Below are 19,153 nucleotides of genomic sequence, written 5' to 3'. Positions count from 1 at the left end.
CCTCCCCCCTCCGGGGGGGGGAGCGCTTGCTCGTTGCCCGACTCGCATTGCTAACGGGATTTCATCGTTGCTTCCAGACTCTCCAGATACAATTCCCTGCCGCCGGTCATCTCCACGTCCCCTCCCTGGCAGGCGGGGCAAATGAAGCTGAAGTTTTCAATCCTGAAGCGGTCCCCGCAGTCGCGGCAGCGCCCGGTCAGCGGCACCTCCTCGATCTCCAGTTGCGCCCCCTCGGCCACGGTCCCCTCCGCCACCACCTCGAAGCAGGCCGAGAGCGTCATCGGCTCCACAGCCGCCAGCTCCCCTACCTTCAGGCGCACCTTGGAGATGGATGCGATCCCCTGCGCCGCCACCTGCTCGTTGATGATCTCGAAGAGCCCCGTCACCAGGGTGATTTCGTGCATGCCGCCTCCTAGCGGTCCGTGCAGGCGATGCAGGGATCGATGCTGTTCACGATGAGTGGAATGTTGGCCACCGGCTCACCTTTGAGCATCACCTTGAGCGCGTCCCAGTTCATGTAGGAGGGGACGCGCCACTTGAGGCGTACCGGGAAGTCCGACCCATCGGTGCGCAGGTAGTACATGAGCTCGCCGCGCGGCGCCTCCGACTTGGCGATGGCCTCGCCAGCGGGGATCTCGGGGAGCGTATCGACGCAGAGCGGGCCTGCCGGGAGCTGCGCGAGACACTGCTCGATAAGCGACACCGACTGGCGCGCCTCGGCGAGCCGCACCAGGTTGCGTGCCCGGACGTCCCCCGCCGTCTGCATTGCCACCTCGAAGTCGAGCCGGTCGTAGGCACCGTAGGGGCTCTTCTTGCGCACGTCGTAGTCGATGCCGCAGGCGCGCGCCACAGGGCCCACGACCGCGCACTCGACCGCCGCCTCGCTCGGCAGCACACCCACCCAAGCCATGCGGGCCATGAGCGCCGGGTTGTTGGCGAACTGCAGGTACAGCTCGTCCAGCGGCTTTTTCATATCCTCCATGGCCTGGTAGAGATAAGCGATCGCCTCGGGCGGAAGATCGTAGCGCACGCCGCCGATCACGTTGGCGGCCAGGTCCATCCGGTTGCCGTAGATCGCCTCCTTGGCGCGCTGCATGATCTCGCGGACCTCCATGACCCGGCGGAAGAGCGGGATCTCGCCGATGGCGTTGGCCTGGACGGCGCAGCAGAAGAGGTGCGAGGCGATGCGTTTTATTTCGTCCGCAACGGCGCGCAGGTACTCGGCCCGCGGCGGAATGGCAATCCCCGCCACCTCCTCCACCGCCGCGCAGAAGGTGCTCGGGTGGCTGTTGGAGCAGAGCGAGCAGAGGCGCTCCAGGAGGGTGATGTTCTGGTACAGGTTGCGGCGCATGACCAGGTGCTCCATGCCGCGGTGCACCTGCCCGGGCAGGACATCCAGGTCGGCGACCCGATCCCCTTCCAGTTGCACCCGGAAGTACATCGGCTCCTCGAGCGCCAGTTGGTGCGGCCCCAATTCGATGATTTTTGTGGTCATGCGTCCTCTCTTTCGCCGGCCAGGACCTTGTCCCAGAGGGCCTTGCTGGTAGCCGCGTTGGTGAAGGTGGAATACGGCACCAGGCGCTCGAAGGGGGCGTGGGGGAGCGTGTGGTCGAGGAACAGGCGCCTCGGGTCGGGATGCCCCACCACCTGCACATCGTAGAGTTCCATCAGCTCCCGCTCGTGCCAGTCGCAGTTGCGGAAGATGGGGGTGAGCGACGGGACCCGCGCCCACTCAAGCGGGAGAACGACTGTGAGGGTGAGGGTGGCGCCGTCCAGGTCGAAGTGGTAGGCGATCTCCCGCTCGCCTCTCTCCTTGGCGCGTTCCGGGAGGTAGGGGGTCACCATGGCCAGGCGGCCGTGAAGTTCCGCGACGGCCCGGGCCGCCGGAAGCAGGGCCTCTCCGGACGGAAGGCGGCACCAGCCGGTCGATACGCCCTTGCGGTCACGGCGCCAGGTCACGGTCGTTTCTTCGCCCGCCGCCATGGCCAGGGCGGCAGCAACGCCATCTTCAAAAGCATCCCTCACCCGCCCTTCGGGCACCCTCTCCCGGGGGGAGAGGGGAGCTGTCGGGAGATCGTCGCTTGTCGGGTTGTTGCGTTCGGGCATCGTCTCGGCGCAATCGGGCATCGTCTCGGCGCAATCGGGCATCGTCTCGGCGCAATCGGTCATCGTCTCGGTGCAATCGGTCATCGTCCCGGTGCTCCTATACTCATTACCTGCCGGCACGCCGGACAGAGGGCTGTCAACTTATCGATCTCGGGGGTTGGGCGACGGAAAGCGGTGTGCAGGAGTTGGGGGGCGGCCGGGACGATGGGTTCGCCGCAGCCGGAGCAGGGTGCGTAAGGGATGTCCCCGCGCTCGACCTGGGCGAAAGCGTCGGCGGCCGGGTGGTCGAGGCGCCAGTCACCCGTGACGGAAAGGGCACCGGTGGGGCAGTAGTGGCTGCACAGACCGCAGAAGACGCAGCTGTTGTGCCAGAGGGTCAGGCGGACGCCCCCCTCAACCTCCTGAAAGCGGATGGCACCGGCGGCGCAGACGTGGCGGCACATGCGGCAATCGACGCAGACGCTGGCGTCGAAGCTGAGCCTGCAGCGGGCAGGGAAGTTGTCGCCTTCTTGGCCCTTGCCATCAGCCCGGCCTACCGGTTCCACCCCAGCGCGCCGGGCCTGGCGTATCTGCAATGCCTCTCCGATCCCGGCCAGCAATGCCTGGGGCCGTGGCGGGCAACCCGGGACGTTCACGTCCACCGGCAGGTAGCGCTCGATCGGCCCGTCCACCGCGTAGCTGTCGCGGAACACCCCGCCTGACACCGGGCAGACGCCGACGGCAACGGTGATCCTGTCCCGCGGCGTCTCCGCGTAGAGGCGCAGCACTTCGTCACGTGCCTTAACGGTAAGAGGTCCCGTGATCAGCAGCACGTCCGCCTCGGTCGCGTCTTCCGTGTAGCGACAACCAAGTTGTTCCACGTCGAATTCGGTCACTGCCGAGGTCACCGCCAGTTCCACGTCGCAGCCGTTACAGGACCCGGTGTTGATGCGGAACAGCCGTACCGGCTCGACTGTCGTTTCTTCTACCTGCATGTGCATCGCGCTCTCCCGTTGCAGACAAGTTGCAGCATGGGCGGCACTCTAGGCCAAAAACGAGCGGCGGTCTGTCGGGCAGCCGACAGTTGTTAGTTTTTTGTGTTCAGGGAAAGGCCGAGCAACAGGGGATGTGTTATCTCGAAGGATGAAAGGAGGCGTTACGTTCCCCCTTTGCGAAGGGGGGTCAGGAGGGATTTGAGTGTACCAGTGAATTCGGGAGCAACGGCAGTTGTGCCCCCGAGGATGACGAGGCGGTCAGGGTCCCCCCTTTTGCGAAGGGGGGATAGGGGGATAGGGGGGATTTGCTCTTTCCTGGTTCCCAAGCTCCAGCTTGGGAACCCCACATGGCGCAAAGCTCCAGCTTTGCATCCGAGGGAAGTTGGAGCTTCGGAGAGGCTTTGCGTTCCCAAGGCGGACCTTGGGAACGAGATCAAGAAGTAGAAGGGACAGGCTCCGCGAGGTGCCTGTCCCTTTAGCGGAACACCATTTTCAGCTCAGCCATCTTCTCCACACTAGGGGGACAGGCACCTGGCGGAGCCAGTCCCCTCCTGTCAGGAAGCTTCCTTCATCTCCTGGAAAGCGTCGAGATCCTTGATGAGCAGCGTCTTGCGGTCGATCTTCACCAAAAGGTCGGCCTTGATGAAATCGTTGATGATCTGCGAGATGGTCTGCCGGGTGGTACCGACTAGGAGGGCGATGTCCTCGGTGCCGAGGCCCAGTTGCACTACGGTCCCTTCGGCGGTCACGCGCCCGCGGTCGGCCGCAGCTCCCACCAGGAAATCAACCAGGCGCAGGCGGACGTCCTTGAAGGCCAGCCCTTCGATAGTCTGGATGGAACTCTGCAACAACTCCCCCAGCACCTTGACCATGGTGAGCGAAAGCTCGGGGCGGCGGGCGAGCGCCTGCCCGAAGGTCGCGGTGCTGCACACCAGGATCTCCGTCCCCTCCAGCGCCTGCACGAAGGCCGGGGTATGGGTGCTGAAGACATCCCCCTTTTCCAGCAGGGCCAGGGTGAACTCCTTGTCCTCGTAGCTGAGGTAGATGCGCAGCCGGCCGCTGCGCACCACGAAGACAAGGTTCTTTTCCTCGAACGGCGAATAGACTAGCGTCTTACGGGCGTAGTGGCGCGGGGTGAAGTTGGTTTGGAAGTCGGGGTCGGCGTGGAAGAGTGAAAGGAGATCGGCGTCGGAAAGCTTCATCTTGTTCGGCATAACTGGCTCCTATCGCATACGCTACTGCCGCATTATGCAGCAGCGTCCCGGCAAAAGGCAAGGCGGCAAACGGCGATTCCCCGTATACATTAACCACTTACGCCGCCGGCAGCCATTCCGTCGACCACCCAACCACCCAACCACCCAACCACCCAACCGACCATCCCGGCAGCCATCCCGGCGACCGGCCGGCGACAATCACGAGAGAGCGCCCAATTAATTGCTCCGCGTCTGTTTTTTGTTAGTATTCTCCAATGTGTTTTCCGACCGGGGGCGATTCATGGGAACGGGACGCGACATACTGATCGTCGATGACAACGAGGTGGTTACCGGTGTGCTGGTCGACCTGTTCCGAAGGGAAGGGTATGACAGCGCGGGCGTCGCCAGCGGTGAGGAGTGCCTGGAGGAACTGCGGCAGACCGGCTGGAAGCTGGTGATGCTGGACGTCCGCCTCCCCGGCATTAGCGGCATAGAGGTTCTGCGCGCCATCGGCGATGACCACGCCAAGACCGACGTCATCATCATGACCAGCCACGTGTCGCTGGAGACCGCGGTCCAGGCCCTGCGACTGGGCGCCCAGGACTACCTGTTCAAGCCGTTCGATGATCTCGAGATGGTGGTTGCCACGGTGAACCGGGCCATGGAGCGGCGCCGCCTGATGGAAACGCATGAGCACCTGGTGCGCACCCTGGTCGACCTGGCGGTTGAAAACACCAGGATCATGGCGGAATTGCGCTCCGCAAATACCGACCTGGAGGAAAAGGTTGCGCAGCGCACCGCCGAGATCAGCAAGGCCAACCTGCAGCAAAAGGCGATCATCGCCGAACTCAGGCACGCCAAGGAAGCCGCCGAGGCGGCCAGCCATGCCAAGTCGCAGTTCCTGGCCAACATGAGCCACGAGATCCGAACCCCCATGAACGGGGTCCTCGGCATGGCGGAATTGCTGCTGCACACCGACCTGGACCAGAAACAGCGCGGCTACGTCGAGATGCTGCACCAGTCCGGCGACTCGCTGTTGGGCATCATCAACGACATCCTCAACATCTCGAAGATCGAGGCGGGAAAGCTGGAAGTGGAGAAGATCCCGTTCGACCTGCACGAGACGGTGCAGGGAGCGGTGGACCTGTACCGCGAAGTGGGGCGGCGCAAAGGGGTGGCGGTCGAACTGCAGATCGGCCCCGACCTCCCCCGTCGCGCGCTGGGCGACCCGAACCGACTGCGCCAGGTGCTGATCAACATCGTCAATAACGCACTCAAGTTCACCGAGCACGGTACGGTCAAGGTCTCGGCGTGCCTGGTCGAAAAAAGCGGCAACGGCCACTATGTCGGTTTCGAGGTGAAGGACACCGGCATCGGCATTCCTGCCGAGGCAGTGGGGAGCATTTTTGAACTGTTCACGCAGGTGGACGGCTCCGCGACCCGCAGGTACGGCGGAACCGGGCTAGGGCTGGCCATCGCGAAGCAGTTGGTGGAACTGATGGGGGGAGAAATCGGGGTAGAGAGCGAGCCGGGGCGGGGTTCCACCTTCACCTTCATCGTCTACCTGAACGCTGCGCCCGGTGCGGGACCCGACGTGGAAGACGACCCGATAGAGCTGGACAACGAACTGGAAGAACCCGCTGTACCGGCCCGGTGCCACGCGCGCGTGCTCCTGGCGGAGGACAACCCGGTCAATTGCGAGGTGGCCCACGCCATGTTGACCGCGCTGGGGTGCCAGGTGGACGTGGCGCAGAACGGGACGCAGGCAGTGTCGGCTCTGGCGCGCAAGGTCTACGACTTGGTCTTCATGGACTGCCAGATGCCGGAGTTGGACGGGTACGAAGCGACGCGCGCCATCAGGGAGCAGGAGCGGGACGCCGGTCGGCACACCCCCATCATCGCCCTCACCGCCCACGCCATGACCGGTTCACGCGAAGCATGTTTGAGTGCCGGCATGGATGACTTTGTCAGCAAGCCGTTCAAGCTGGGGCAGCTCCAAGAACTGATCGAGAAGTGGAGTTCGGCGTGAGCCATTCCCCCTCGATTAAAACGTGCCTTCCCCCTTCGGGCTCCTTGTCCAGTGCTGGCCCCGCCTTTCCGGAAAGTGATTCGCTTGACGCGCCAGGTGACTCGCTCGGTGCGCAAGGTGACTCGCGTCACACGCAAGGCGAATCGCTTCACGCGCAAGGTGACTCGCTTCACGCGCAAGGTGACTCGCTTGGGGGACCGGGTTCTGGTGAAGGTGGGAAATTCTGCACCGCAGTGGTGCTTCGTCTCAAGGCTTGACCTGATCGACGAACCGCCCCTTGTATTGCGCCGACCCGAGGCAGCGTTCGAAGACGAACTGGCAGATGCGGGTACCGGGATAGAGCGCCAGGGTCTTGTGCCCGAGGTTCACGATCTCCAGCACCTGCTGGTTGGAGATTCCCGGCTGCATGAATCCGGCGGTGACGTGGACCGCCAGGCCGAAACGGGCGAAGCGGCTGCGTCCTTCCAGCCAGCCGGCCATGGTGTCGGCAAGGGTTATCCGCTCCCTGGTGATGCCCAGGATCATTTCGCAGGGGGCGATGGTGATGAAGCTTCCGTCCGGAACCGTGACCGCTTCCGTGACATCCGCAAAATCCGACTCGTTGTGCACATGGCAGACCCCGGACTCTTTCTTGAAGATTCTGAATTCGTTGCCCAGGGTTAAATCGAGCGATCCCGGGCCGATCTGTGATTCCTCCAGGGGATCGATGGCTATTTCACCGCGAGCGATCGCATCCTTTATTTCCTGCCCTATCAGAACCGGCATGTTCCACCTCGTCAGTGCTCATGAAGCTGGGGATGTTTCAGCGTCTGTACAGTGTACACGGTAACGTGCCGGAAGCACTTGCCTTAAGCAAAATGACACTATCGGCGGTTCAGCACAAAAAAAGGGGAGACAGCCTGAGCTGTCTCCCCTTTATGCATTTCTTGCGGCAGAGCCTATTCGACGGTGACGCTCTTGGCCAGGTTCCTGGGCTGGTCGACGTCGGTCCCTTTCAGGACGGCGACGTGATAGGCCAAAAGCTGCATCGGGATGGAGATGATGATCGGCATGACTTCCTCGCCGTCTTCCGGCACCTCCAGCGCAACCTCGACCTTGTCGGCCACCTCGGCGTCACCCTTGGAGCAGACCGCGATGACGCGGCCGCCACGGGCAATGACCTCTTCCATGTTGGAGAAGACCTTCTCGTAGGTCGCCCCCTTGGGAACCAGCACCACGACCGGCATGTGCTCGTCGATGAGGGCGATGGGACCGTGCTTCATCTCGCCGGCGGCATACCCTTCGGCGTGGATGTAGGAGATCTCTTTCAGCTTCAGAGCGCCTTCAAGCGCGATCGGGTAGTTCATGCCGCGGCCGAGGTAGAGGAAATCGCGGGCGGCTAGGTAGTTCCTGGCCACCTTTTCCACCTGCTCGTTCAGCTTCAGAGCCTCTTCCATGAGGGCCGGAACGCGCACGATGGCGGAGATGAGCTTGCGACCCTGCTCCTGGTCCATCTTCCCGCGGGAGCGCCCCAGGCGGATGGTGAAGAGGTACAGGGCGATCAACTGGGTGACGAAGGCCTTGGTGGAGGCGACGCCGATCTCGGGACCGGCATGGGTGTAGATGACGCCGTCGGCCTCGCGGGCGATGGAGGAGTCGACTACGTTGCAGATGGCGACGCACTTGCCGCCGCGACGCCTGGACTCGCGCATGGCAGCCAGGGTGTCGGCGGTCTCGCCGGACTGCGAGATCAGCATGACCAGGGTGTTCTCGTCGACGACCGGGTTTCTGTAGCGGAACTCGGAGGCGATGTCCACTTCGACCGGGACGCGGCAGTACTCCTCAATCAGGAACTTGCCCACCAGGGCGGCGTGCCACGAGGTACCGCAGGCGATGATGCAGATGCGGTTGATCCCCTGCAGGTCGGCATCGCTCAGGGCCAGGTCCTCGAGGTAGACGTCACCCTGCTCCTCGCGCAGACGCCCGGCGATGGTGTCGCGCACGGCGCGCGGCTGCTCGAAGATCTCCTTGAGCATGAAGTGCTTGTAGCCACCCTTCTCGGCCATGTGTGGAGACCAGTCGATGTGGCGCGGGGACTTCTCTAACTTGTCACCGTTGACGTTGCTGAACTCGGCGCTCCCCCCCTGGAACACCACCATCTCGCCGTCTTCCATGAAGATCATGGAGCGGGTGTGGGAGAGGATGGCGGGGATGTCGGAGGCGACGTAGAACTCACCGTCACCGAGTCCGACCACCATGGGGGCGCCGTGCTTGGCCGCGATCAGTTTCTCCGGCTCGCTCTCGCTCACGATGCAGATGGCGTAGGCACCTTTCAGGATGCCCAACGCCCGGCGCACCGCGTCCTCGAAGCTGCCGCTTTCCTTCAGGTACCGTTCGATCAGGTGTGCGATAACCTCGGTGTCGGTCTCGCTCTTGAAGACGTGTCCCTGCGTCTTGAGTCCCTCGCGCAGCTGGAGGTAGTTCTCGATGATGCCGTTGTGCACCACCACGATGGGACCGGCCTGGTGCGGGTGCGCGTTGATCTCGGAGGGGCGGCCGTGGGTCGCCCAGCGGGTGTGGCCGATGCCGACCGTGCCGCTCACCGGGCTGGTGGCCAGGAGCTTCTCCAGGTTGGAAAGCTTGCCTTCGCTACGCCTGATGCTCGCCTTGCCACCGCTGATGGTGCAGATGCCGGCGGAATCGTAGCCCCGGTACTCGAGCCTTCTCAGCCCTTCGATGATGATGGAGGTGGCTTCCTGCCGCCCCGTGAATCCAACGATACCGCACATGTATGACTCCGTGTCGTCGATTTGTTAATTAATAACGTGGCTGTCCGCCAAGACGGTACAGGATACCATCTTGGCCGGATCCGGGACAGTTATTTTTTCCTGAGAGTCCAGCCTTCCTTGTTCACCTGGGGCGACCGGGCGATGGCCAGCGAGTCCGCGGGGACGTCCTTGGTGACGGTGGTGCCCGCGGCGATCAGGGAGTTCTTGCCGACCGTGACCGGGGCCACCAGTTGGACGTCGCTCCCCACGAAGACCCCGTCCTCGATGACGGTCTTGTGCTTCCTGACCCCGTCGTAGTTGCAGGTGATGGTGCCGCAGCCGATGTTGACGTCGCGCCCTATGGTCGCGTCGCCGAGGTAGGTGAGGTGCGAGGCCTTGGATCCTTCGCCCATGAAGGCCTTCTTGGTCTCCACGAAGTTGCCGATCTTCACCTGGGCGGAGAGCACGGTGCCGGGGCGCAGATGCGCCATGGGCCCGATGGCGGCCTCGGGGCCGACCTTGGAATCTTCGAGGACGCTCCCCGCCTTCACCACCACGTCGTCGGCAATGTCGCAGTCCTCGATCAGGGCGTTCTGGCCGATCTTGCAGCGCTCGCCGATCACGGTGTTCCCCTTGATGACGGCGCCCGGGTAGACCACGCTGTCCCGGCCGATTTTCACGCCGCCGTCGATGTAGACCACGGCAGGGTCGATCATGGTGACGCCGGAAAGCATCAGCTCCCGGTTGATGCGCCGGCGCAGCACGGCTGCCGCCTCGGCCATCTGGGCGCGGTCGTTGACGCCGGATATTTCCTGGGCATCCGCCACCGGATAGCTGCGGCAGGCGAGCCCGCGGGCGTTGGCCTGGCGCACCACGTCGGTCAGGTAGTACTCCTTCTGGGCGTTGTCGTTGTCGAGCTTCTGCACCGCCTCGGCTAGGAAGGCGCGATCGACGCAGTAGACGCCGGCGTTGACCTCGCGGATCAGGCGCTCCTCCTCGGTGGCGTCCTTCTGCTCGGTGATGGCGACCACCTTGCCGTCCGCGTCCTTGACGATGCGGCCGTAGCCGAAGGGGTTGTCGAAGGTTGCCGTCATCACCGTCACGCACGCCTTGCTCTGCTGGTGGGCGTCGAGCATGCCGCGCAGGCTGTCCGCGGTGAGCAGCGGCGTGTCGCCGCAGAGGATGAGCACGGTCTCCGCCGCCGCGTCGATTTCGGGCATGGCGCAGCGCACGGCATGTCCGGTGCCCAGCTGCTCTGCCTGCAGCGCGAAGCCGACCTCGGCACGTCCGTCGAAATATTGCCGCACCTTCTCCTGCTGGTGCCCCACCACCAGGACGCAGCGCTCGACCCCCGCGGCGAACGCGGCGGCAACGGGCCATTCTATCATCGGCGGGCCGGCCACCGGGTGCATCACCTTGACCAGGTCCGACTTCATCCTGGTCCCCATGCCGGCTGCCAGCACTATTGCAGCTATCTTCTTCATTGGTAGTCCCCCTTGCCGCTGAGCAAATTGCTCTTTTTTAACAATAATGCCTGGGCAGGTCAAGCTGTTTCACGCCCGGCTTCCGCGCCGCCATCGCGCTTTTTATCGTTTACTAAACCGTGACTTATCGCTATAGTCCTGCAGTGGAGGTTTCATGGGCGTCGCCGAGGACATAGCCAAGCTGGAGCTTGACCTGCGCGAACTCGTCATCAAGTACGAGCAATACTTCTTCGGCATCGAGAAGCGGGAGCCGCTGCGCCTGCTCGACACGGTCGAACGCGCCGTGAGACGCTACCAGAACGTCAGCATCCCCAACACCAGCCAGAGGTTCAAGTACGACTCCCTGGTTGCCACGCTGAGCGTGCACAAGCAGAAGTGGATCCGCACCAACCGCCTCATCGAGGAGGGGAAGTTCCAAAGGGACCGCTTCCGCATGTCGCTGCACCAGGCCGAAAAGACCGAAAAGGGTGGTAAGGCCGCGGCAACGCCGCCCCCCCCCAGCCAGGAGTCCCAGATCGATTCCGTCTTCCAGCAGTACGTCAACGCGCGCCTGGCCTGCAACCTTCCCGTCGACAACGTGACCAGAGACAAGGTAGCCGAGGCGATCAACCGGCAAAAACCCGCCCTGATGCAGAAGTACGGTTGCCGCGACGTCGACTTCGTCGTGGTGATCGAGGGGGGCAAACCCTCCCTGAAGGCACGCCCCAAGACTTCATGAACCTGACCCTCATCGCCATCCATCCCCACCCGTCTCCGCAAGCGGTGCCGTTGGCCTGCGCCTTTCTGCAGGAGGCGCTCCTCGCCGATCGCGCGCTGCAAGGAATCGTCAAGCCAAGGATCGCCGAGTTCTTCCTGCACGACGACCCCGCCCGCTGCGCCGCAGAAATCGCCCGCACCGCGCCCGACCTGGTCGCCTTCTCCATCTACGTCTGGAGCCGCGACCATGCCGTGGCCGTGGCGAGGGAACTGCGTGCGCTGCTGCCGGGCGTGATCCTGTGCGCCGGCGGCGCCGAACCGACCGCCAACCCGGACGGACTGCTGGAGGAAGGGGTCTTCGACTTCTTGGTACGCGGTGAGGGCGAAGGCGCACTGGCGCAGGCGGTACGGCTGCTAGCGGCCGGCACTGCACCGGCAGGCGTTTCCGGCATCGTGCTGCCGGGAGAGCCGGTTGCCGCACTACCTGCGCCGCTGCACCTCGACTCGATACCATCACCGTACCTGTCCGGCCGGCTCGACCCGACCATCCCGGGCGGCGCCCTGTGGCAGCTCTCGCGCGGCTGCGACTTCGCCTGCTCCTTCTGCTTCGACCACAAGGGGAGCGGCGGGGTGCGCCGCTTCTCCATGGAGCGCATCGAAGCCGAGCTGCGCCTGTTCGCGCGGCTCAGGGTCCCCCAGGTCTTCGTGCTCGACTCGACCTTCAACAAGGACGTCAAAAGGGCGAAGGAAATCCTGCGCCTGATCCGGAAGGTGGCCCCCGGGGTCCACTTCCATTTCGAGGTACGCAGCGAATTCATCGACGCCGAAATGGCGGACCTCTTCGCCTCCATCACCTGTTCCTTGCAGATCGGCCTGCAGAGCGCCGACGTCGCGGTACTGCGCGGGGTGGGAAGGGGCTTCGACCGTGACGACTTCGTCAACCGTGCCTTCCTCTTGAACCAGAGCGGCGCCATCTTCGGCTTCGACCTCATCTTCGGACTCCCCGGCGACACGCCGTCGCTGTTCCGCTCTTCGCTCGACTTCGCCCTCTCCCTGTACCCGAACCACCTGGACATCTTCCCCCTGGCGGTACTGCCGGGGACGAGACTGTACGGCAAGGCGCAGGCACTGGGACTGCGGCACCTGGAGGCACCGCCGTACACCGTGCAGGCGACAGCCGGCTACACCCCGGAACAGTTGCGCGAGGCCGGCAGGCTCGCCGCCGCCTGCGACGTCTTCTACAGCCGGGGCAAGGCGGTGGCCTGGTTCAACTCGGTGGTGGCCGCGCTCAAGCTTACCCCCAGCGACTTCCTGGCCGCCTTCGCCGCCTTCCTGGGTGAGCGCGGGGAAGCGGATATTGCCGAGGAGGAAATCTGGGGGCTGCAAAGAACCTTCCTGGAGCGGATCTTCAAGGACCGGAAGAAGGCGAAGCTTTTGCCGCTGGCGCTCGACCTCGCCGACTACCACCACCACTATGCGGCGGCGCTGATGGCGACGCCGCCCACGCCCCCGGCCGCGAAACAGCTGCGCAAGCTCGACCCGCTCAAGCAGCCGCTGTCCCTCGCCGCCAGCACCACGCTGGCGCGCTTCAACTACGAGGTGCTGGAGGTCCTGGACGCGGGCGAACCGGACCTCGTCGAGTTCACCTCCTGCTTCAGGCCTACGGGATCCTGCGCCATCATCTACCCCGCCCATGGCGAGGTCTGCACCGAATCGGTCTCCTCTCCCTACTTCGAGTTGTTGCAGACGCTGGACGGAAAACAGGACGCCCGGGCGCTTTGCCGCAGGACCGGCCTCGCCGAGGAAGAGGCCCGGGAGTTTTTGGAGTTCGCCATCGCAGAAGGAATAGTTGAGTTGGTTGTGTGATTTACTATCTAATGGGACTTTTTTAGTCTCATTGCAAGCCACCCTCCCCCGCCCGACATCACGCCCCGTATACACTACACACTCTCATCTTCCTGATCTGACATTGGGCAGCTCCATATTGTGTTTACTTAATCAACGCGAGATTACCTAATTTTATGCTGTTGTATCTCGCGCATGTCATGTCCGCTAGTTGCGTTACCAATGTTAATATTTGCCCATTTCACAGAGGCTGGTTTCATCTCTGATTGATTCAACCCAAGCGAGGCAGCCGACAGGTTGTATCCTGCTTATTAATTGGCGCTTTTTCAGTTGATTTATGAAGCCGCGCGTATTAAAGTAGGCGCCGTTGCGAGCGCCCCAATAGATTAAAGCGTTCTAAAACGATCCTAAATACAGGAGATTACAATGGTTCAAGTCTTCACACGCCTCATCCCGCTGCTACTGCTCCTAGCACTAGCCCGGCCCGGTTTTGCCGCTCAGGGCCTGGCCATCGACCCGGCAACCTGCCTGGGCTGCCACGGCAACAAGATTTCCGCCGAGGCAATGGCCAATTCCGTACACGGCAAAAACGGTTGCACCAGCTGCCACATCGAGATCGTCGAGCTCTCCAAGCACATGAAGGGCGAGATCAAGGTGGGCAAAGTCCAGTGCGTTCGCTGCCACAAAAAGGAAGCGGCCGAGCACGCCAAGAGTATCCACAGCGAGAAGGGCATCGGGTGCGCACAGTGCCACACCGACATGCACAGCCACACCTACTGGAACAAGGACAAGCGTAGGGTAATCGTCAAGTGCACCCAGTGCCACAAAGACGAGCGCGGCTTCAGCCAGTCGGTACACGGCAAGGGCGTCCTCGCCGGGAACCAGGATTCGGCTGCTTGCAACGACTGCCACAACCTGCACGAGATCAAGGCCCTCGGCGATCCGAAATCGCATTCCAACCGCGAATTCCACACCAAGGTCTGCCTGCGCTGCCATGCCGACGAGAAGCTGGTCGAGCGCAACCACATCTCCGAAGTTGCCGTCAAGAGCTACATGGAGAGCTACCACGGCAAGAACTACCGCCTGGGCTACCCGGAGAAGGTTGCCGGCTGCGCCGACTGCCACACCGCGCATGCCATCCTGCCCTCCAAGGATCCCAAGTCCTCCGTTAACCCGGCCAACCTGGTCAAGACCTGCACCGCCTGCCACAGCAAGGGGAGCCAGCTCTTCACCAAGTTCTACGCCCACGGTGAGCACAACGACCGCGAGCGTTACCCGATCCTGTTCTACACCTTCATCGCGATGACCGGCCTGCTGGTCGGCACCTTCACCGTGTTCTGGATTCACACCCTGCTCTGGATGATCCGCGGCTTCGTGGAGAACCGTGAGAAGGCTGCAGCTCTGGAAGAAGGCATCATCCTGCACCACGTACCCGATGGGCACAAGCAGTACCGCCGCTTCAGAAGGGTCCACGTGTTCATGCACCTGCTGGTCATCATCAGCTTCCTCGGCCTCTCCCTCACCGGTCTGCCGCTGAAGTTCAGCGACCAGGTCTGGGCCAAGTTCCTCATGGATCTTTACGGCGGCGCGCCGAACGCGGGCTTCTTCCACAGGATCTGCGCCGGCATCACCTTCGTCTACTTCGCCATGGCGCTGTTCATGAGCGTACACTTCCTCTTCATCAGGAAGGACATCAAGGGCAACCCGCTGCAGAGGCTCTTCGGGCCTGACTCCCTCTGCCCGAACCTGCGCGACATCAGCGACGTGATCGGCATGGTCCGCTGGTTCTTCTTCAAAGGGCCGAAGCCGGCCTTCGAGAGATGGACCTACTGGGAGAAATTCGACTTTATCGCAGTCTTCTGGGGTATGTTCGCCATCGGCGGCTCCGGCCTGATGCTCTGGTTCCCCGAGTTCTTCGGCATGTTCCTGCCGGGTTGGGCCTTCAACGTGGCCACCATCATCCACTCTGACGAGGCGCTCCTGGCAACCGGCTTCATCTTCTCGGTCCACTTCTTCAACACCCACGGGCGTCCGGAGAAGTTCCCGATGGACTTCGTCATCTTCAACGGCCAGATGTCCAAGCACGAGTTCGTCGAAGAGCGTGGCGATCAGTGGGCACGTTACGAGAAGGACGGCATCACCGAGCAGTTCGCAGCCAAGAAATCTTCCGGCATCTTCTACGACTTCTGCCTGAAGGCCTTCGGCTTCACCGCGCTGTTCACCGGCATCACCCTGCTGATGCTGATGATCTACGCCTTCATGCACCCGCACCACTAAGCGGCTGCTGAACCAGCAACAAAAAAAGGGGCCTCCCATCCGGGAGGCCCCTTTTTTTGTCTATTGGCAATTTGCGCGGCAGAAGGGACAGGCACCTGACGGAGCCGGTCCCCTCTCTACAGCATGTCCACCGGGTCCACGTCGATGGTGAGGCGCACGGTGGAGGTGTGGCTGAAACCGCCGCGGAAGTGGAACAGGAGCCGGTGCAGGTCGGCGCGCTCCACCCCCTTCAACAGGATCTGCCACCGGAAGCGGCCGCGCACCTTGCCCAAGGGGGCCGTGACCGGCCCGAGCACTTCCACCCTGAGCCGCGCCTCGCGCTTGATGCGGCGCAGCAGGGCCGCGGCCTCATCGGCCGCCCTCTCCCCCTGTCCCGCGGCGACCGCCGAGAAGGTGAGCGCCGCCAGGTGGGCGAAGGGAGGGTATCCCACCTCCTCGCGGAAGGCGATCTCCTCCCGGTAGAAGCCGAGGTAGTCGTGGGCCACGGCATGGGTCAGCGCGTAGTGCTCCGGCGCCAGGGTCTGCACCAGCACCCGCCCCGGCTTGTCGCCGCGCCCGGCCCGCCCCATCACCTGGGTCACCAGCTGGAAGGTGCGCTCGGCGCTGCGGAAGTCGGGGAGGTTCAACGAGGCATCCGCGGAGAGAACTCCGACCAGGGTGACCCCGGGGAAATCGTGCCCCTTGGCGATCATCTGGGTGCCGATCAGGATGTCCACCGTCCCCTCCTCAAGCTCCTTGAGCACCCGGGCGTGCCCCCCCTTGCCCCGGGTGGAGTCGCGGTCCATGCGCGAGACGCGCGCGTCGGGGAAAAGCTTCTGCACCTGGTCCTCGACCCGCTCGGTGCCCCGCCCCAGGAGGGTGATGGCGCCGCTTTGGCAGTCGGGGCACGTGCTCGGGGGGAGCATGGTGAAGTCGCAGTAGTGGCAGACGTGCTTCCCCTTGATGCGATGATAGGTGAGGGTGACCGCGCAGTTGGGGCAGCGCAGCACGTGGCCGCAGGTCTCGCAGACGAGATAGGTGGCGAAGCCGCGCCGGTTCAAGAAGAGCAGGGTCTGCCCTCCGGCGTCCAGGTTCTCCCCCATCGCCTCGACGAGGTCCGGCAGGAAGATGTCCCCCTTGTGGTTACGGGCGTCCAGCATCCGCGTCTCCGGCATGGGGAGGTCGCGCACCCGGTCCGGGAGGCTCAGGTAACCGAGACGCCCAGTCTGGGCGGCATGGTAGCTGGTGACCAGCGGCGTGGCCGAGCCGAGCAGCACCACGGCCTTCCCCAGCTTGCCGCGCACCAGCGCCAGGTCGCGGGCGTTGTAGCGCACCCCCTCGGACTGCTTGTAGCTCCCCTCGTGCTCCTCGTCGACCACGATCACCCCGATCCCTTCCAGCGGCGCGAAGAGCGCGGAGCGGGCTCCGATCACGATGGCGGCCTCGCCGCGCCGGATGCGGCGCCACTCGTCGAAGCGCTCGCCGTCGGAGAGCCCGGAGTGCAATACGGCGATGCCGCAGTCGAAGCGGCGCTTGAAGCGGCCAACCAGCTGCGGCGTCAGTGCGATCTCGGGGACCAGGACCAGCGCACTGCGGCCGGCGGTGAGCGCCACTGCGATCGACTGCAGGTAGACCTCGGTCTTGCCGCTGCCGGTGACGCCATGCAGCAGAAAGGGCGCGAACTCCCCGGCAGCAAGGGCGGTCGACACCTTGGCCAGCGCCTGGGCCTGGGCGAGGTTGAGGGGCAGCGGTCCGTCGTGGCCGTACTCTTTGGCCTTGAACGGGTCGCGGTACACCTCGCGCTGGGACAGGCGCGCGGCACCCAACTCGACCAGGCGCCCCAGCTGCGCGGTGCAGGGGCCGAAACGTTCCCTGAGCTGCGGACCTGAGCACTCTCCCACCTCCAGGAGGTACTCGAGGATCTCGAGTCCCTTGCCGCGCGGGCGGGTGCTGCAGTCGGGGACCGCGGTGTAGAGCCGCTCGGTGCGCACGCTCTTGCCGCCGGCCAGGTACTCCTTGAGCACCGGGGTGCCGTCCTCGGACTGTTCGCAGCGGTAGCGGCTCACCAGGTTGATCCCGGCCGGGAGCGCCATCTTGATCACCTCGCCCAACGGGTGCAGGTAATAGCCGGCGATCCAGCGGTAGAACTCGAGTTCGGAGGTGGTGAAGAGGGGCTCTTCGTCGAGGATTTCCAGCACTTCCTTGAGCTCGCCCGCGCCGGGCGCGTCGGCGTCGCCCAGAAGATAGCCGGTGACCTTGCGTCTCCCGAAGGGGACCAGAACGCGCTTGCCGGCCTGCGCCGCGGCAGAGAGGCGCTCGGGCACCAGGTAGTGGAAGCTTCCCTCCAACGGGAGCGGGATGGCAACCTCTACGATGTGCTGACTGGTTGTCTGCATGCGATTGGGAGTGATCCTCCTCCCCCCGGAGGGGGGAGGTTGGCGGGGGGGATGAAGGGGGATCAGGACGCTGCGCGCCCCCTCCCTGTCCCTCCCCCTCCGGGGGCGGGAACGCTACGGGAGAGTTCTGCCTGCTGCCGCGTCCTGAGACGATCCTTCTATTTTTTGAGAACCTCTTCGGCCACGGCGCGCCCCAGCGCCTCGCACTCGGCGAGGATCTCGGGCTTGGGCATGAAGGGGGAGCGGATCAGCGACGCCGGGAGCTTGAAGTTCATGCTCTTCAGCCGCTCCTCGGCCATGCGGCAGGCCTCGCCGGACCAGCCGTAGCTGCCGAAGACCCCGCCGATGTTCCCCTTGAGGCTCACGGTGGAGAGGTAGGCCAGCACGTCCCACATCGGCTTGGGGATGTCGCGGTTGATGGTCGGCGTGCCGAAGATGAGGCCGTCGCACTCCTCCATGAGGTCGCGGATGTCGGCCACGGAGGCGTGGTTGATGTGGCACAGGGTGACGTGGACGCCGGCATCGCCGGCCCCCTTGGCCACCGCCTCGGCCATCAGCTCGGTGTTGCCGTGCGGGGAGATGTAGAAGATCGCCACGCGGCGCCCTGCCGCCTTGGGCTGAGACCACTTCTGGTACAGTTCGATCGCCTTCCTGGCGTCGCTTCTGTAGACCGGGCCGTGGCTCGGGCAGAGCATCTTCAGCTCGACGCCGTCCAGTTTGGCCACCGCCTGCAGGATGCGCTCCTTGAAGGGACGCATGATGCAGTCGAAGTAGAAGCGGGTCTCACCCGAGAAGTCGGGGCACTCGTCGGCGAAGAGCCCCTCCGGTGAGTAGTGCGAACCGAAGGCGTCGCAGGAGAACAGCACCTGGTCCTCTTCCAGCAGGGTGAACATGGTGTCCGGCCAGTGCAGGAAGGGAGCGGCGATGAAGCTCAGGGTGCGCCCGCCCAGGTCGATGCGGTCGTTGTCCTTGACGATGCGCGACTCGAAGGGGAGGTGGATCTGGTTGCCCAGGAAGGTGCGCGCCGCCTGACTGGAGACGACGATCGCCTTCGGGCAGTGCTTCAAAAGCTGGGACAGGGATCCGGAGTGGTCCGGCTCGGAGTGGTTCACCACGATGTAGTCGACGTTGGCCGGATCGGTGATGGAGCGGATCTTCTCCAGGAACTCGTCGAAGCGCTTGGCCTTGACCGTGTCGATGATGGCGATGTGGGACTCGCCCTGCACCAGGTACGAGTTGTAGGTAGTGCCGTACTGGGTGGGAAAGAGATCGTCGAAGACGGTGAGGCTGGGGTCCTTGACCCCGATCCAGTGGAGACCCTTCCCAAGTTCAACTGCTGCAGACATCTGCTACCCCCTTCCTATCTCTCATGGCTGCCGGAAGCCGGCGGCGCTCAGTCGCAAGCGGCCCCCGCGGCGGAACGCCGG

General features: G+C 63.9%; 14 protein-coding genes. 4 read left to right on the top strand and 10 right to left on the bottom strand.

Features of this window, described 5'->3' with window-relative positions:
- Window positions 1-50: 50 nt before the first annotated feature.
- The 5 genes from hypA to JFN91_RS01430 form a co-directional block, all read right to left on the bottom strand.
- The gene (gene hypA, locus JFN91_RS01450; RefSeq protein WP_199387442.1) at window positions 51-404 is read right to left on the bottom strand and encodes a hydrogenase maturation nickel metallochaperone HypA; all 354 of its coding nucleotides are present in this window, start codon (window positions 402-404) and stop codon (window positions 51-53) included.
- Window positions 405-412: 8 nt separating this feature from the next.
- Window positions 413-1,495, bottom strand: a complete 1,083-nt coding sequence (locus JFN91_RS01445) for a hydrogenase large subunit (protein WP_199387441.1) — start codon at window positions 1,493-1,495, stop codon at window positions 413-415.
- Complete coding sequence (locus JFN91_RS01440) at window positions 1,492-2,190, bottom strand: NADH-quinone oxidoreductase subunit C (RefSeq protein ID WP_199387440.1); 699 nt, start codon at window positions 2,188-2,190, stop codon at window positions 1,492-1,494. The genes JFN91_RS01445 and JFN91_RS01440 overlap by 4 nt, the downstream gene beginning before the upstream one ends.
- Entirely contained in the window at window positions 2,187-3,086 is a 900-nt protein-coding gene (locus JFN91_RS22550) for an NADH-quinone oxidoreductase subunit B family protein (protein ID WP_199387439.1), read from the bottom strand. The genes JFN91_RS01440 and JFN91_RS22550 overlap by 4 nt, the downstream gene beginning before the upstream one ends.
- A 548-nt stretch (window positions 3,087-3,634) precedes the next feature.
- A complete protein-coding gene (locus tag JFN91_RS01430) occupies window positions 3,635-4,294 on the bottom strand; it encodes a Crp/Fnr family transcriptional regulator (RefSeq protein ID WP_199387438.1) in 660 nt (219 codons plus the stop codon).
- Between the two features lie 280 nt (window positions 4,295-4,574).
- On the opposite strand from JFN91_RS01430, the gene JFN91_RS01425 reads away from it, so the two are divergent.
- Window positions 4,575-6,302: a response regulator gene (locus JFN91_RS01425; protein ID WP_199387437.1), complete on the top strand. Its 1,728-nt coding sequence runs from the start codon at window positions 4,575-4,577 to the stop codon at window positions 6,300-6,302.
- A gap of 246 nt (window positions 6,303-6,548) precedes the next feature.
- Here the strand turns inward: JFN91_RS01425 and dcd are convergent, their stop codons facing one another.
- From dcd to glmU, 3 genes are all read right to left on the bottom strand, one after another.
- Window positions 6,549-7,067 carry a dCTP deaminase gene (dcd, locus tag JFN91_RS01420; RefSeq protein ID WP_199387436.1) on the bottom strand — a complete coding sequence of 173 codons (519 nt, stop codon included), beginning with the start codon at window positions 7,065-7,067 and terminating at the stop codon, window positions 6,549-6,551.
- A 173-nt stretch (window positions 7,068-7,240) separates the two neighbouring features.
- Complete coding sequence (glmS, locus tag JFN91_RS01415; RefSeq protein ID WP_199387435.1) at window positions 7,241-9,070, bottom strand: glutamine--fructose-6-phosphate transaminase (isomerizing); 1,830 nt, start codon at window positions 9,068-9,070, stop codon at window positions 7,241-7,243.
- Between the two features lie 89 nt (window positions 9,071-9,159).
- The gene (gene glmU, locus JFN91_RS01410; RefSeq protein WP_199387434.1) at window positions 9,160-10,533 is read right to left on the bottom strand and encodes a bifunctional UDP-N-acetylglucosamine diphosphorylase/glucosamine-1-phosphate N-acetyltransferase GlmU; all 1,374 of its coding nucleotides are present in this window, start codon (window positions 10,531-10,533) and stop codon (window positions 9,160-9,162) included.
- Between the two features lie 154 nt (window positions 10,534-10,687).
- On the opposite strand from glmU, the gene JFN91_RS01405 reads away from it, so the two are divergent.
- The 3 genes from JFN91_RS01405 (at window position 10,688) to JFN91_RS01395 (ending at window position 15,351) form a co-directional block, all read left to right on the top strand.
- Window positions 10,688-11,251 carry an MXAN_5187 C-terminal domain-containing protein gene (locus JFN91_RS01405; RefSeq protein WP_199387433.1) on the top strand — a complete coding sequence of 188 codons (564 nt, stop codon included), beginning with the start codon at window positions 10,688-10,690 and terminating at the stop codon, window positions 11,249-11,251.
- The gene (locus JFN91_RS01400) at window positions 11,248-13,095 is read left to right on the top strand and encodes a B12-binding domain-containing radical SAM protein (protein WP_199387432.1); all 1,848 of its coding nucleotides are present in this window, start codon (window positions 11,248-11,250) and stop codon (window positions 13,093-13,095) included. Before JFN91_RS01405 ends, JFN91_RS01400 begins: the two co-directional genes overlap by 4 nt.
- A gap of 405 nt (window positions 13,096-13,500) precedes the next feature.
- Window positions 13,501-15,351: a cytochrome c3 family protein gene (locus JFN91_RS01395; protein ID WP_199387431.1), complete on the top strand. Its 1,851-nt coding sequence runs from the start codon at window positions 13,501-13,503 to the stop codon at window positions 15,349-15,351.
- Between the two features lie 116 nt (window positions 15,352-15,467).
- Here JFN91_RS01395 and priA read toward each other — a convergent pair whose 3' ends face one another.
- Window positions 15,468-17,726, bottom strand: coding sequence for a replication restart helicase PriA (priA, locus tag JFN91_RS01390; protein WP_199387430.1), 2,259 nt, complete (start codon window positions 17,724-17,726; stop codon window positions 15,468-15,470).
- Window positions 17,727-17,884: 158 nt separating this feature from the next.
- The gene (locus tag JFN91_RS01385; protein WP_199387429.1) at window positions 17,885-19,072 is read right to left on the bottom strand and encodes an FprA family A-type flavoprotein; all 1,188 of its coding nucleotides are present in this window, start codon (window positions 19,070-19,072) and stop codon (window positions 17,885-17,887) included.
- Window positions 19,073-19,153 lie beyond the last annotated feature (81 nt).

The organism is Geomonas anaerohicana, assembly GCF_016458305.1.
GTDB lineage: Bacteria > Desulfobacterota > Desulfuromonadia > Geobacterales > Geobacteraceae > Geomonas > Geomonas anaerohicana.
This window is presented reverse-complemented; position numbering and strand designations above follow the sequence as displayed.